At 43.8% G+C, this 14,681-nt stretch carries 13 protein-coding genes; 1 reads left to right on the top strand and 12 read right to left on the bottom strand.

The window, feature by feature from the left end; genetic code table 11:
* Window positions 1-227: 227 nt before the first annotated feature.
* The 5 genes from F7D47_RS09245 to F7D47_RS09265 all read right to left on the bottom strand — a co-directional run bounded on the left by F7D47_RS09245 (window position 228) and on the right by F7D47_RS09265 (window position 4,228).
* Window positions 228-1,712 carry a hypothetical protein gene (locus F7D47_RS09245; protein WP_153086744.1) on the bottom strand — a complete coding sequence of 495 codons (1,485 nt, stop codon included), beginning with the start codon at window positions 1,710-1,712 and terminating at the stop codon, window positions 228-230.
* Between the two features lie 90 nt (window positions 1,713-1,802).
* A complete protein-coding gene (locus F7D47_RS09250) occupies window positions 1,803-2,333 on the bottom strand; it encodes a 30S ribosomal protein S16 (RefSeq protein WP_022121818.1) in 531 nt (176 codons plus the stop codon).
* A 139-nt stretch (window positions 2,334-2,472) separates the two neighbouring features.
* Complete coding sequence (locus F7D47_RS09255) at window positions 2,473-2,940, bottom strand: DUF4293 domain-containing protein (RefSeq protein ID WP_006849032.1); 468 nt, start codon at window positions 2,938-2,940, stop codon at window positions 2,473-2,475.
* A gap of 14 nt (window positions 2,941-2,954) precedes the next feature.
* The gene (locus tag F7D47_RS09260; protein ID WP_006849031.1) at window positions 2,955-3,305 is read right to left on the bottom strand and encodes a DNA-directed RNA polymerase subunit omega; all 351 of its coding nucleotides are present in this window, start codon (window positions 3,303-3,305) and stop codon (window positions 2,955-2,957) included.
* A gap of 56 nt (window positions 3,306-3,361) precedes the next feature.
* Window positions 3,362-4,228, bottom strand: coding sequence for an outer membrane protein assembly factor BamD (locus F7D47_RS09265; protein ID WP_117693762.1), 867 nt, complete (start codon window positions 4,226-4,228; stop codon window positions 3,362-3,364).
* Between the two features lie 158 nt (window positions 4,229-4,386).
* Between F7D47_RS09265 and uvrB the strand changes: the two genes are divergently transcribed.
* Window positions 4,387-6,432, top strand: coding sequence for an excinuclease ABC subunit UvrB (gene uvrB / locus F7D47_RS09270; protein WP_117693657.1), 2,046 nt, complete (start codon window positions 4,387-4,389; stop codon window positions 6,430-6,432).
* Between the two features lie 147 nt (window positions 6,433-6,579).
* On the opposite strand, the gene F7D47_RS09275 is transcribed toward uvrB, so the two are convergent.
* The 7 genes from F7D47_RS09275 to F7D47_RS09305 all read right to left on the bottom strand — a co-directional run bounded on the left by F7D47_RS09275 (window position 6,580) and on the right by F7D47_RS09305 (window position 14,670).
* Window positions 6,580-7,167 (bottom strand): IMPACT family protein, encoded by a 588-nt coding sequence (locus F7D47_RS09275; protein ID WP_006849028.1) that lies wholly within the window; start codon window positions 7,165-7,167, stop codon window positions 6,580-6,582.
* On the bottom strand, window positions 7,167-8,501 hold the full coding sequence (locus F7D47_RS09280) for a DUF1015 domain-containing protein (protein WP_153086745.1): 1,335 nt from the start codon (window positions 8,499-8,501) through the stop codon (window positions 7,167-7,169). Before F7D47_RS09280 ends, F7D47_RS09275 begins: the two co-directional genes overlap by 1 nt.
* Window positions 8,502-8,605: 104 nt before the next feature.
* Window positions 8,606-9,523 carry an NAD(P)-dependent oxidoreductase gene (locus tag F7D47_RS09285; RefSeq protein WP_153084412.1) on the bottom strand — a complete coding sequence of 306 codons (918 nt, stop codon included), beginning with the start codon at window positions 9,521-9,523 and terminating at the stop codon, window positions 8,606-8,608.
* Window positions 9,524-9,536: 13 nt separating this feature from the next.
* Entirely contained in the window at window positions 9,537-10,607 is a 1,071-nt protein-coding gene (gene serC / locus F7D47_RS09290; RefSeq protein WP_022121823.1) for a 3-phosphoserine/phosphohydroxythreonine transaminase, read from the bottom strand.
* Window positions 10,608-10,893: 286 nt separating this feature from the next.
* A complete protein-coding gene (locus F7D47_RS09295; protein WP_022121824.1) occupies window positions 10,894-12,213 on the bottom strand; it encodes a DEAD/DEAH box helicase in 1,320 nt (439 codons plus the stop codon).
* Window positions 12,214-12,310: 97 nt separating this feature from the next.
* Window positions 12,311-13,537, bottom strand: coding sequence for a tetratricopeptide repeat protein (locus F7D47_RS09300; RefSeq protein ID WP_022121825.1), 1,227 nt, complete (start codon window positions 13,535-13,537; stop codon window positions 12,311-12,313).
* A gap of 23 nt (window positions 13,538-13,560) precedes the next feature.
* On the bottom strand, window positions 13,561-14,670 hold the full coding sequence (locus tag F7D47_RS09305) for a DUF6057 family protein (RefSeq protein ID WP_117727972.1): 1,110 nt from the start codon (window positions 14,668-14,670) through the stop codon (window positions 13,561-13,563).
* Window positions 14,671-14,681: the final 11 nt, after the last annotated feature.

Below are 14,681 nucleotides of genomic sequence, written 5' to 3' on the forward strand. Positions count from 1 at the left end.
TAGGGCTTGTTAGGGACTTGCACCCATTAGAATAAGCTCATGCCGAGCATACCATATAAAAGCCTTGAGAATCAACTGATTCTCAAGGCTTTTTCTTTATTTATCCTACTGGAATAATCTTATATCTTACTGGAATAAAAAAATATCTCTCGGAGATATTTTTTTATCTTTCGGAGATATTCTTCTATCTTTCGGAGAAAATAATTTATCCTACAGTATCTCTATTCTTATCTAACCAGTTTTCTAATTTTCCTAAAACTAAACGATGTGCTCATGAGTACAATGATAACGCCAATCAGCCAGTAAAACCAATCACGATAACTGATCATGAAAACCAGGAACAACATTAAAAGCAGAATCAGAAGTTGAAAGATACAGAATCTGAAACCAAGAGCGGATAAACGATAACCATAAACGGCTCTGCTGAAAATCAAGACGGCAATGGTCTCTATGGCATAAGCCACAGCAATGCCTCCCCCTACTCCTCTCAATCCATCTAACTGATAACCAGCTATTTCACAGATTATCAGCAAGATAACACAAAAACTTTCCTGAATGAGAAAAAGTCTGGAATCTCCCCTTGACAGCGGGAGATATTCTATTGGAAGATAAACCGCCTTGAACAACATGGCAACAGCAGCAAGCTGAGTCATCTGGAGCATCCCCATAAACTGGGCATTGTATAATATCGGAATAATGAGAGGCAGACCTAAAATGATAGCTGCAACGATAGGCCCCAGCAACAGGACATTCATCTCAAGCTGGCGGTTCACACAGAGATTGCGTTCTTTTACAGACTCCTCGTTTTTTCTGGAACCCGAAATGCCGGAGAGACGGGGATAAAAATCCTGATCCATGACCGAGAACACCATTCCCGCATAAACAAAGACAATCGTTATACCGGCATTGAAAAGTCCGACAACTTCCAGATCGCCTTGTTGGTTCAAAAAGGCACGAATCAGAAATTCGCATCCGCTATTCATCAAACCCGAAAGTACAAATGCCCCGCCAAGTCGCAAAAGTGGGAAACCTGCAACTAGCGTCATTTTTCGCATATTTACGCCCCACCGTACAACTCGTCGGGAATATCGAAAATTCAGAGCCCATTGCATAAATGCCAAAATGAACAGAACGGGCAGAATACCTCTCTCACCAAATATCCAATAAACCGGAACCGAAACCAAAAGCAGAAGAATAGCCAGAAAACTTGCCTGCATCGCCAACGCACGCAACTGTCCGGTAGCTTTCAGAATGGCAGTTTCACCTCCAGCCAGAATCGTGAAGAAAATGGTTGGTGCCAGGAGAATGAAATGTAGCGTATGATTGCCCCAGGAAAAAGTAAACCCATTGAGTAACGGCCCCAGAAGAACACAGACGATGGCTCCGAAAAATGCAGCAAGCAGACTATAGGTGCGGACAAGAAGAACCGCCCCGGCGATATCAGCCTTTTCGGACTGCGATTCATCTGCAGCATGTTCCTTTTCAGAAATAAATTTAACACCACTTGTAGGAATGCCGAAATTACACGCAGAACTGAGAACAGAAATCGTTGAGCTGAAAAGAGACAGCAGTCCCATTCCAGAAGGTCCGAGGAAGAGCGCCGTAAATTTATTGCGCAAAACTCCTACAAGAATTCCCAATCCTTGCACACTGCCAAACAATCCTGTATATTTCAGAATATGCGAATAACTGTTTTCCTTTTTATCACCCATAATCAAAAGAAACAAAAAAAAGGTTGGATTTCCCGAAAGAGAAATTCAACCTTTATACTTTAAAATCTCAAAAGAAGATTCTGTTGAAGATTAAGCCTCAGCTGGAGCCTCCTCTGCAGGAGCTTCCTCAGCAGCCTTAGCCTCTGCCTCAGCAGCAGCTGCAGCAGCCTTCTTATCAGCTACCTTCTTAGCGATTGCCTCGTTCATCTTCTTCTCAGCCTCGAGCTCCTTAGCAGCAGCTTCCTTCTTTGCCTTAGCATCGCCCTCGCGAACAGCAGAAATCTTAGCGTCCTTGCTATTCTTCCAAGCGTCGAAACGCTTCTGAGCCTCAGCATCGTCGAATGCGCCCTTCTTAACGCCACCCTTGAGGTGCTTCATCAAGTAAACGCCCTCGCCCTTGAGGATGTTGCGAACTGTGTCTGTTGGCTGTGCACCAGTCTCTACCCAGTAGAGTGCGCGCTCGAAATTCAAATCTACAGTAGCTGGATTGGTGTTAGGGTTGAAAGTACCAATCTTCTCAGTAAATTTACCATCACGTGGTGCTCTAACGTCAGCGATTACGATGCTGTAGAAAGCATAGCTCTTACGACCGCCGCGCTGCAATCTGATTTTTGTTGCCATTTTTAAATCTTAATTTTAATTTAATTTATAATGAGGTTTGAATTTTGTGCTGCCATCTCGTGACAGCGGGTGCAAAATTACTACTTTTATTTGAATTGAGCAAACTTTTATCGATATTCAAATGCTTTTTTAGCATTTTTTATCTGATTCGGTCTGCTGCTCTCAAGAGTTTGATGTCATCGTTCACACCTTTCATTGCCATCCATTCGAATATGATTGCTACCAAAGGAAGGCAAGCGGCAAACTGAAACTTCATCGTTCCTTCTGCTTCAGGAACAGGAATCAAGCCCATGAACATCACGATATAATCTACATACCATAAACCTGCAAAAAGCATGGCCAGAGAACAGAGTGATTTCTGAAGCTTCAGATTCTTGTACAAAAAGATGTTTACCAATGCTATGATGGCTGAAACGGCGAGCAAAAGGAACAGAGGAACGCAAGTAGTTGAAATCTGCATTCCTGCCTCCCCTACCACTCCGAGGTTATAAACCATAGTGTCTCCTCCCATCGTCTTAGCTGCGATGCTGGCGATAGGAAGGAAAAGACAGATAGCAATGGCGATGACAGCAAAGAGCAGAAATAATGTCTGTTTACGCTGTATCATATAGCTCTGGAATATTAAATTTCGCTCTCGTGAACCATTGGTGCAGATGTCTTGGTAGGATCGCGCCAATAAATATTGTTCTCAATAAACTCTTCTGTAGCGAGCAAAGTTGGCTTTGGCAACTTCTCGTAGTAGCGAGAGATTTCAATCTGTTCGCGGTTCTCAAAAACTTCCTCCAAAGAATCGTTATAAGAAGCAAACTCCTGAAGTTTCTTGCTCAACTCCTGCTTGATTTCGATAGAAATCTGATTAGCGCGCTTTGCAATGATAGCTACGCTCTCGTAGATATTATGGGTATCATCGCAGAGATCCATAATGTTGCGAGTTACTGTGTTTACTGGTGCCTTTGATTTTTTGAAATCCATAATTATAGTACTATTATTATTATATTGTTTTTACCTTATTATATATATGCTTTTTTTTAATTGGCATTATTGCCAAGCTGGTCGAGAGCAGTCTCCGGATGCTCTTTCTCGTACTGCTTGCACTTCTCGATATACTTCTCGGCAAGTGCGCGGTCCTTTGAATCAGGATATTCGTTGATAAAGCCATAACACTCATCCTCAGCATCCTGATAGCGCTCCAGCTGCTTTTTCTCGACACTCATCTTTGCCAGTTCGTATTTACCTTTCATGATGAGCGATGCAAACTCCTCACGTCGGTTGCTGTAAGGATAATCCTTAAGCGCATTCTGTGCAGTTACGATACAAGCCTCATAATTGTTGCCTCCGCTGGTACAGTTGCCGAAATAGGTGCCCATATCAAAATACAGCTTGGCACTCTTATACTCCTTCTCAACCAAGAGGTCCTGAAGAGCAAAAAGGCGGTTTGTAGCCTGCTGCTTGAGTCGGGCATCCGGATAAAGATCCAGAAACTCCTGGAAGGCTGCGATGGCTGTAATCGTGGTACTCTGGTCAAGACGAGGCTCTGGAGCATTCTGATACAGACTCTCTCCCACAAAGTACTTTGCATTTTCAGCAAACTTACCTTTAGGATAAGAAGAGTAATACTTCTTGAAATACTCTGCAGCAGTCTCATAATCCTTCATACCATACTCGGCCATAGCCAGCATGTACAAACATTCCTCACCCTCGGTAGAACCTTTCTTCATCGTTACCAGTTCCTGCAAAAGAGGAATGGCACGGGAATACTTGCCCTGGGCATAGCTCTGCTTGGCGTACTCATACTTATAAGTATAATCGCCTGATTTCAATACCTGGTTATATTCGTGGGCACAGCTCGACAAGAGCAATGCAACACACGATGCAATAAGAGTCAATTTTTTCATAATTCTCATTTTGAACTGCAAAGTTACTCATAATTTACTTATTATCAAAAGAAAAGATACATTTTTTCGTAAAAAATTAATCTTTATAACGATTAATGGCGTTTTTTTTGTAATTTTGCACCTTGAAACAGAACTTTTGAGAAGAAATCAGGAAGAAAATGGATTTTAAGATTACATCGAAATATAAGCCGACTGGCGACCAGCCGCAAGCCATCAGGCAACTCACAGAGGGGGTGCTTGAAGGAGACCCTGCACAGGTGTTGTTGGGTGTAACCGGCTCGGGTAAAACCTTTACGGTGGCAAACGTGATTGCCAACGTGGGGAAGCCTACGCTCATCTTGAGCCACAACAAGACTCTTGCCGCCCAACTGTATCAGGAGATGAAGGGTTTCTTCCCTGAGAACGCTGTAGAATATTATGTTTCATACTACGACTATTATCAGCCGGAAGCTTATCTGCCAACGACTGATACATATATAGAAAAAGACCTCGCCATCAATGATGAAATAGACAAGTTGCGACTCGGTGCTGTTTCTGCCCTTCTCTCGGGCAGAAAGGATGTCATCGTTGTCTCATCCGTATCGTGCATCTATGGTATGGGCGGACCTGTGGCGATGCAGGAGAACATCATCAAGATTCATCGCGGGCAGCGACTCGACAGAAATGAATTTCTGAGGAAACTCGTTGATGCACTTTACGTTAGAAATGACATAGAACTGCAACGTGGCAACTTTCGCGTGAAAGGCGAAACGGTTGACATCTTTATGGCTTACAGCGATCATGTTTTGCGCGTAACATGGTGGGACGATGAGATTGACAGTATCGAAGAAGTGGATTCGCTCACTTATCACCGCCTTGCCTCGTTCGAAGATTACGAGATTTATCCAGCCAACCTTTTCGTAACAACAAAAGAACAGCAGGAAAGTGCTATTCGCAGAATTCAGGACGACCTGGTTAAACAGGTAGAATTCTTCAAGAGTATTGGAGATGGAATCAAGGCACAGCGCATCAAGGAACGCGTAGAATATGATATGGAAATGATCAAGGAATTGGGCCACTGTTCGGGCATCGAGAACTATTCCCGCTATTTTGATGGCAGACACGAAGGCGAACGCCCATATTGCCTGCTCGATTTCTTCCCTAAAGATTTCCTGCTTGTGGTTGACGAGAGCCATGTGAGCATCCCGCAGATTGGCGCCATGTATGGAGGCGACCGGGCACGAAAGAAGAACCTGGTAGAATATGGTTTCCGCTTGCCTGCAGCCTTCGATAACCGTCCGCTGAAATTCGAGGAATTTCACGATCTCATTCCGCAGGCCATCTACGTAAGTGCAACTCCGGCAGACTATGAATTGAGAGAAGCCGAAGGCGTGGTTGTAGAACAGTTGATTCGTCCTACAGGACTCCTGGACCCGGAAATCGAAGTCCGTCCAAGTGAGAATCAGATAGATGATCTTCTGGACGAAATATTAACAAGAACACACCGCAACGAGCGAGTTCTGATTACGACTCTTACAAAGCGCATGGCAGAAGAACTCACTGAGTTCCTGCTCAATCACAACGTAAAGGCTGCCTATATCCACAGTGATGTGGCAACCTTAGACCGAGTAAAGATCATGAACGATCTCCGTGCAGGAGTATACGATGTACTGGTGGGTGTCAACCTGTTACGAGAAGGACTCGACTTGCCGGAAGTTTCGCTCGTAGCTATTCTCGATGCAGACAAGGAAGGTTTCCTGCGCAGTCACCGTTCTCTGACCCAGACGGCAGGCCGTGCAGCCCGAAATGTGAACGGCAAGGTAATCATGTATGCAGACAACATCACAGACAGCATGCAGAAAACGATAGATGAAACTGCCCGCCGCCGAAGCATCCAGTTGAAATACAATGCCGACCATGGCATTACTCCAAAACAGATTGTGAAGGCAATAACCTCAGCTCTGCCTACTAGCAAGGAAGAAGGAGCAAAGATTGTTCCGATGGGAGCCGAGGGTTCCAAGCCTCGCGTTTACGTGGAACCGGAAAGTGCAGCCTTCGTTGCCGACCCTATTGTTCGCAGTATGAGCAAGGAAGAATTGGAGAAGAGCATTGCCAATACTACGGCATTGATGAAACAAGCTGCCAAAGATCTCGACTTCATGCAAGCTGCCCAATATCGCGATGAAATCATCCGATTGCAGAAGGAATTGGAAGAAAAGGGATAAATTCAAAAGAAATAACCATCAAAAAGAGGGTGTATCATAAATTAATGATTCACCCTCTTTTTGTTGGAATATTACTGATATGTTATCCTAGCTTATAACACACCCTCTTTTTATTTACCCAGCAGTTATTCATCTGTCAGTTATCTGCTATTCAAACGACAGCTTTTTCAGACGGGAACGTAACTGCTCAGCCTCGCTCTTTCTGATAGAAAGTTTAATACTGCAAGTATTATCGAAAGTCTGATCCAGGATACGCGGATTCATATCTTTGACTATCCTCATCACATCATTCATCATCGGATAAGTAAAATCATAGGTTACTATTTCCTCTATCTGTTGCGTAACCTCCTCACAATGAGCCAAAGCATCAATGGCAGCTTCACGATAAGCAACAATGAGTCCGCTGGTTCCCAATTTCACTCCTCCGAAATATCGGATGACGACAATTAAAATATCCGTCAATTCTGATTTCGTGATTTGACCGAGGATTGGTTTTCCTGCCGTAGAAGAAGGTTCGCCATCATCATTGGCACGGAACTCTGTCCGTTCAGGACCTAGCATATATGCATAACAACAATGTCGGGCATCGTAATATTTCTTACGGTACCCGGCAACAATTTCCTTCACCTCGTCAACAGTTGTAACATGGTGAGCAAAGGCGAGAAACTTACTCCTTTTCTCGGTGTAATATCCCTCGCCTATCGTATCTGATATTGTCTTAAATTCGTCTATCATTAATCCAACTTGTGAATAATCAAACCGCTACGCAACTTAGGTTCAAACCAAGTTGCCTTAGGTGGCATAATCTTACCACTGTCAGCGATATCCATAATCTGCTGCATAGAAACCGGATGCAAAGCAAGTGCCATCTTCATCTCACCGCTATCCACACGACGTTTCAACTCACCGAGACCGCGAAGACCGCCCACAAAATCGATGCGCTTATCAGAACGCAAATCCTTGATACCTAGAATTTCATCAAGAATCAGGCGAGATGAAATATCCACATCAAGCACGCCGATTGGATCAGCATCATCATAGGTTCCCGGCTTGGCAAACAAACCGTACCATTTACCGTCCAGATAGAGGAGGAAAGAATGGAGAGCAGCTGGTTTCAGAATATCCAAGCCAAACTGGCTGATAGCATCATCAATAGCCATCTTTTCATAGCAAGGTATGCCCTCTTCATCACCAGATACATTCACATTGATTGCATTAATATCTATCACTTCGAAGTTCTTTGTCAAAGCATCGAGGAACTGATCAGAAGTCAGGCCATTCAAATCCTTCACAACTCGGTTATAATCGAGAATGGTAAGCTGACTTGCCTGGAAACAAACTGCCATAAAGTAGTTATATTCCTCCTTACCTGTATGATTAGGATTCTGCTTAGCTTTTTCTGCACCTACCAGAGCTGCTGCAGCAGAACGGTGATGGCCGTCAGCAATATAAAGGCTAGGCATCTTGGCAAATTCCGCTGTAATTGTGGCAATATCCTGATCATCGCTTACAACCCAGAACTGATGACGGAAACCATCAATTGGAGCAATGAAATCATATTCCGGTGTTGTTGCTGCATAACGCATCAGAAGTCCGTTAAGCACCTCATTATCAGGATAAGCGAAGAATACTGGTTCGATATTGGCATTGCATACACGAACATGCTTCATACGGTCTTCTTCCTTATCGCGGCGTGTTAACTCATGTTTCTTGATGACACCCGTCATATAGTCGTTTACATACGCACCTACAACAAGACCATACTGAGTCTTACCATTCATAGTCTGTGCATAGATATAATACTGTTCCTTATCATCCTGTTTTAACCAGCCATTCTCCTGGAACTTTCTGAAGTTCTCTGCAGCGCTTTCATACACTCGTGGATCGTACTCAGAAGTACCAGGTTCGAAATTGATTTCAGGTTTAATAATATGATAAAGGCTCTTCTCGTTATCGCCTGCCTCGGCACGTGCTTCCTCAGAATTGAGAACATCGTAAGGACGAGACTCAACTTGCTCAACGAGATTTTTAGGAGGTCTTACTCCCTTAAAAGGTTTTACTATTGCCATAATATTTCGTTTAAATTGACTAGTTTAATAAAAACATGAAAAGCCCATCAAGAGTGCTTCTGTGAAAAAGCACCCTTCATGAGCTATATGTATGGGGAGAATAATTACTTATTTACCTGGAATTTAGTGCATCCATCCTTAAAGAACGCATTAATCTGCTTAGCTGCAGCAATACCGGCATTGATATTTGCTTCTGCAGTCTGTGCACCCATTTTCTTAGGAGTTGAGAAGTATCGACCCTCGAACTTGGCAAAGTCTGCATCAGCATCAGGCTTGATATCAGTGATGAACTTCAAGTCCTCACGCTCAGCAAGAAGTTTCAGGAGCTCAGGCTCATTGATAACCTCCTTACGCGCTGTATTGATGAGGATGGCGCCCTTAGGCAACTGGTTTACAGTCTTGTAGTCGATGCTCTTGATAGTCTCTGGAGTAGCAGGGATATGAAGAGAAACGATATCACAAGTCTGGAACAACTCATCCTGTGACTTTACAGCATGCACACCGGCAGCCTCGATAACATCAGCTGGGCAGAATGCATCGTAAGCAGCTACTTCCATACCAAATCCCTTGGCGATGCGAGCCACATTTCGACCTACATTACCAAAAGCAAGAATACCCAGTTTCTTACCCTTCAACTCGCTGCCAGCCTTGCCGTTGTAGAAATTACGTACAGTAAAGACCAACAAGCCGAATACCAACTCAGCTACTGCGTTAGAGTTCTGACCAGGAGTATTCTCAGCCACTACATTATGAGCAGTAGCAGCAGCAAGGTCGATGTTATCATAACCCGCACCGGCACGAACGATAATCTTCAGGTTCTTTGCTGCATCGAGCACCTCAGCATCAGCCTTGTCAGAGCGGATAATCATCGCGTCCACATCCTTCACTGCATCGAGAAGCTGAGCCTTCTCTGTATATTTTTCGAGCAGCACCAATTCGTTGCCTGCTCCCTCTATTTCTTTCTTAATGCCTTCCACAGCAGCCGCTGCGAATGGCTTTTCTGTTGCAACTAATACTTTCATACAAATTCAAAAATTAATGTTGTGCTTCAAAATCCTGCATGGCCTTGACGAGTGCCTGAACACCCTCCATGGTCTGTGCATTGTAGCAACTGGCACGGAAACCACCCACTGAGCGGTGACCCTTGATACCTACCATGCCACGCTCTGTAGCGAAGTCGAGGAATGGCTTCTCCAACTCCTTGTACTCATCGTTCATCACGAAGCAGATGTTCATCAATGAACGGGAAGTCTCTTCCACTGTACCCTTGAAGAGTTTGTTGCGGTCGATTTCAGCATAAAGAACTTCAGCACGTTCGTGAGCACGCTTATCAGCTGCCTCAACACCACCATTAGCCTTCAACCAGCGGAGATTCTCCATCAAGGTATAGATAGGAACAACAGGAGGAGTATTGAACATACTGCCCTTCTCAACGTGAGTACGATAATCGAGCATTGTAGGAAGCTCGCGAGGAGCCTTGCCGAGCATATCATCCTTTACGATGATAACGGTAACACCTGCCATAGAAAGATTCTTCTGAGCACCTGCATAGATGGCAGTATACTTAGAAACATCTACTGGACGGCTCATGATATCTGAAGACATATCAGAAATCAATGGTACGTTTACATCTGGATCAACACGGAGTTCAGTACCATATATAGTATTATTGCTTGTCAAATGCAAGTAATCACAATCGGCTGGTACAGTGTTAGGAACCTGTGGATAGAAAGTGAAATTGGCGTCGGACGATGATGCGATCTCCACGACCTCACCAAAATGCTTTGCCTCTTTCATTGCCTTCTTAGCCCAAGTGCCAGAATTAATGTAGGCAGCCTTCTTGATGAGGAAGTTTGCTGGAATCTGCATAAACTGCAATGACGCACCACCACCAAGGAAGATTACGGAATAACCCTCAGGAATGTCAAGAAGCTCCTTGAATAAGGAGACTGCCTCATCAACTACTGGCTGGAAATCCTTAGCACGGTGGCTGATTTCCATCAATGAAAGACCTGAACCATTAAAATCCAAAATCTGCTTTGCTGTGTTCTCAATCACTTCGCGTGGAAGCATTGATGGACCTGCGTTAAAATTGTACTTCTTCATCTTTGTATAATTATTTAAGTTTTATACGATATAATCCTGTTAGCAGGAAAAATTAGTGCACAATACACCCATATAGGATACATAGTAAACCTTTGGATTGTATTTACGACTGCGAAATTACACTTTTTATTTGAAACTACCAAACTTTTCTGCACATTTTTAGCGTTTTGCGCAGATTTCTTTCATTTTGTTAGTCATTTTAGTATAATAACTGCATATTTATGTCTATTTTTACATTTATTATACATTAGCAAGCAACAGAGAAAAGATAATAGCAGTTTGTCAACTACCTTACCTCTTCCACTATCGTTTTGACGCCTTTTATCTTTTCGCCCTTTACATTATTCAGTACGCTGCGCAACTTCGTTCGGGAAATGGCAGCATAAGCATAACGGTCATTAACATCAATCTTTCCGATTTCAGCCGACTGCAGCCCACCCTTCTTGCAAAGGAAGCCTAAGATGTCACCCTTGCTGATTTTATCCTTTTTGCCTTTACCTATATATATAGTAGCCATCTTAGGTTTGGCTGGCGCAGGAAGCTGATCAGCAACAGGCATCTCATAATTCTCAATCTCTGCATCCACATATTCCGGAATATGCTCTTCAGGACCTAACAGGAAGAAAGCCTTTCCCTGGGCTTCCCATCTTGCCGTACGTCCTACACGATGGATATAACCATCTTCGCTCTCCGGCATGTGATAATGGATGATATTATCTATATCAGGAATATCAAGTCCGCGCGAAGCCAGATCCGTACTCACCAGGATATTAGCACTACCGTTGCTGAAACGATAGAGAGAAGCCTCTCGCTCCTTCTGTTCCAATCCACCATGGAAGAAAGATGTAGAAAAACCTTGTTCTACCAGATATTTGTTGGTACGCTCTACACTATCACGGTAATTGAGGAATACAATGGTACTCTGATCGCCTAAACTGCGTAGCAAAAGTGACAGACTCTCCAGTTTATCCTTTACCGGACTATCCACCTTATATATATGTACACGGTCAGGAACCTGATCTTCATCCACACGGTAATCTATCTTTTCTACCCTACCCATGTGTACGAAATGAGGAATTTCCTCTGCTTCGGTAGCAGAAAGCAGAAAGTGACGACGCAAGCCAGGCAATGACTTGATCAGTCGGCTCATTTCGTCTTGGAAGCCCATCTCCAGACACTTGTCAAACTCATCAATAATCAGGTATTTGATGTGATATGGAGAAAGATTTCCCTTATCCAGATGATCATTGAGACGACCTGGAGTTCCAAATACAATCTGAGGACGAACCTGTTTCATCACGCGATGCTCATCCATCGTAGCACGACCACCATAGCAAGCCATCGCACGCAAACCGCTGCCCATATTCTTCAATACGTTAGCCGACTGCAAAGCGAGTTCTCTACCAGGAGTTACCACCACCGCCTGTGCCTCGTCATCAGTAGCATCTATAAGTTGGGTAAGAGGCAAAAGATAAGCCAGTGTCTTGCCACTACCAGTTGGCGAAAGTATCACCACATCCTTGTTCCCGTGCAAGATTGCCTGCATGGAATCCTGCTGCATATCATTGAGCTCAATGCCCAGTTTATCTAAAATTCTGTCTATCATAAATTTCTAATAATCAATTTCTAAAGAGAAGTATTCTTTAATTAAAGAGAAGTTTTCTTTTCAAGAGAAGCTTTCATAAATCCCTCATCATGAGGCATTATTTCTTTTTCTGATTGAGCAGTTTGTCTATCTCATCAAACTCCTTACCCATGTTCAGGTTCAGATAGATGGTATATAGCGGCAAAGCCCACTGGTCCTGCATATCAGGCGCCATCGTTCTGTACTTCTGCAGATAAGGCATCGCACTCTTGTAAAGTCCGTCTATCTCCTGATGAGTTTTGCGGGATTGCTGCGAATTCTTATCCATTTCAACCGCCTGATTGAAATAAGCCAAACCTATATTATAATAAGCACCAGCCAAAGAATCGTTCACGGCAAGTGCCTTTTTGCTCACTTCGATGCATTGCTTGAAATCACCCATATTCAGGAGAATGGTTCCCTTGGTAAAGAGATAGATATCATTGTCGGGAGCTATCGCCAGCGCCTTATCTGCCACGGCGAGCGCAGAATCGAGCAGGTTTTCCTGCGAATAGAACTCTACCAGACGCGGGAAGAAGAACGGGAATTTCGGATCCCGCTCAAAACCTTCCTTCAAGGTCGAGAGATAGCGCGCAGTATCCTTCTCCAGTTTATAAGTCTCTGCCAGATACTGTAACATATAGTTATAATGAGCCGTATCTTTCAGCGCCTCATAAGAATGATGAAGCGTAGCTTTGGTATCTTTCATCTTATATCCGGCATATACAGCCCAATAAGCTGCCGAAGAAAGATATTTGTCTTTCTGGGCATACTTATAAGATTGGAACATCGGTGCAGTACTGCACTCTATGTACTGGTCAAAGAACTGATAAGCCTCCTTGTATTTCTGCTTCCTGATAAACCAGGTTCCTCCGTTATAGAGGTTCGGACGTATCCTGTTCAAATATTCAGAATGAGACTTGCGGAAATCATACTCACATTTTCCTTTCTTGTTAGGAATCATCTCAACGGAATCAAGTCCTTGGGCTATAACGAAGAGCTGTCGGGTTGCATTGAAGAGTTGGGCTGTATCATACGCCTGTTTGAGGTAGAGTTTCTCATTACCCTGTTCATACTGCTTCTTCACAGCATCGAAGAGAATATTCCAAATTTTCTTGTTATTCCGGTTGGCAGAATCCGTCAGGAGTTTGCGCATACTGGATTCGGCTTTCGCCAAATCCTTGCCCGCCTTTACCAGATCTTTGGCTGCAGAAATCTCCTTCTTCTGTGCCTGCAGCCCTAATGGCGCCAACAGAAGAAAAGCTATCTGTAAAAACCATAAGTTTCTGAATATCTGTATTTTCATATTAATCTCCTAAATTAAAACTTTCATTTGTTTCCATACTCATAATAATACCAGTAGGTATTTCCATAAGTATCCCGAAGAGCATTCTGCTTTTCTGTCTCATTAGCATATTTGTGATCCATCTGCTGGAAATCCTCAAAGTCTGTATCCATCACATTATCGTGATAAACGATACTTGGATTACTGCGGCGATGCGTATAAAGAACCAACGCTTCCTTATAATGAACAGGCAGTTTGCCCGAAGTTACTTTGTAATGTTTCTGCACCTCTGCTACGAACTTGTCTAGTTGCTTGTCCAGCAAGAGTGCACAAAGCTGATAGTCAACAGGCAGACGATACTTGAGATGATGTTTAACCATCCATGCCGAAGGTTTCTGCATCCATTTTGGCGCCTTCCACATCATAGCCTTCACGGTTACGCTATCCGGCATCATCGCCTTACTTCCACCTACCAGCGGATAAGTAAAGAGACGGCTGCCCAGCTCGCCTGTTTCGTTGAGACAGGCTATACGGAGCATCGTCAGCGAAGAATCTGTTTTCAGAGATTTTTCACCTACTTCCAAAGCTTTTTCATACTGTTTTTCTTTCATCAGATGTTCCATGCGCATACGTTCATGAAACAGCCGATCATTGCTAGCAACAAAGTTGACAAGCAATATTATCACCAGCATCTGGAGCAGATTCACCCACATATAGCGGGAGAACCAGCCGTTACTGTGAGGCTCTGTTTCTATCGGCTCCAACTGGCGGGCTATCCATATTAATCCGCCCCATAGAATCAGACAGAGTGGCAGGATAATCCACCACGCCCCCAGCGAATGATAACGGTCGATATCAACGGGGATATCGGTAATCATCGTCAGGATGAGGAACGAAGGGAAATAAGTAAGCCCGTGGAAACGGCGTTTCACACGGGTTACCGCGTACACTCCCACTTGCAGCAGATAGAGTACGAGCGTGATAAGCAGTGGAGCCAGCGTGTAACTGTAGTTGGTCAAACCGCCTGAGAAAACATGCTGAGCCACTGCCAGTACGTCTGCCTGGTAAAATGCCAGGTAGACGTAGGTAAATGTGATAAAGATGATAGCACAGGCGATTTGCATCTTCGCAGTACTACTCCTTTTATTTTTCATAAATCAATCTA

It is taken from the genome of Segatella copri, from assembly GCF_009494835.1.
Classification (GTDB): domain Bacteria; phylum Bacteroidota; class Bacteroidia; order Bacteroidales; family Bacteroidaceae; genus Prevotella; species Prevotella copri_F.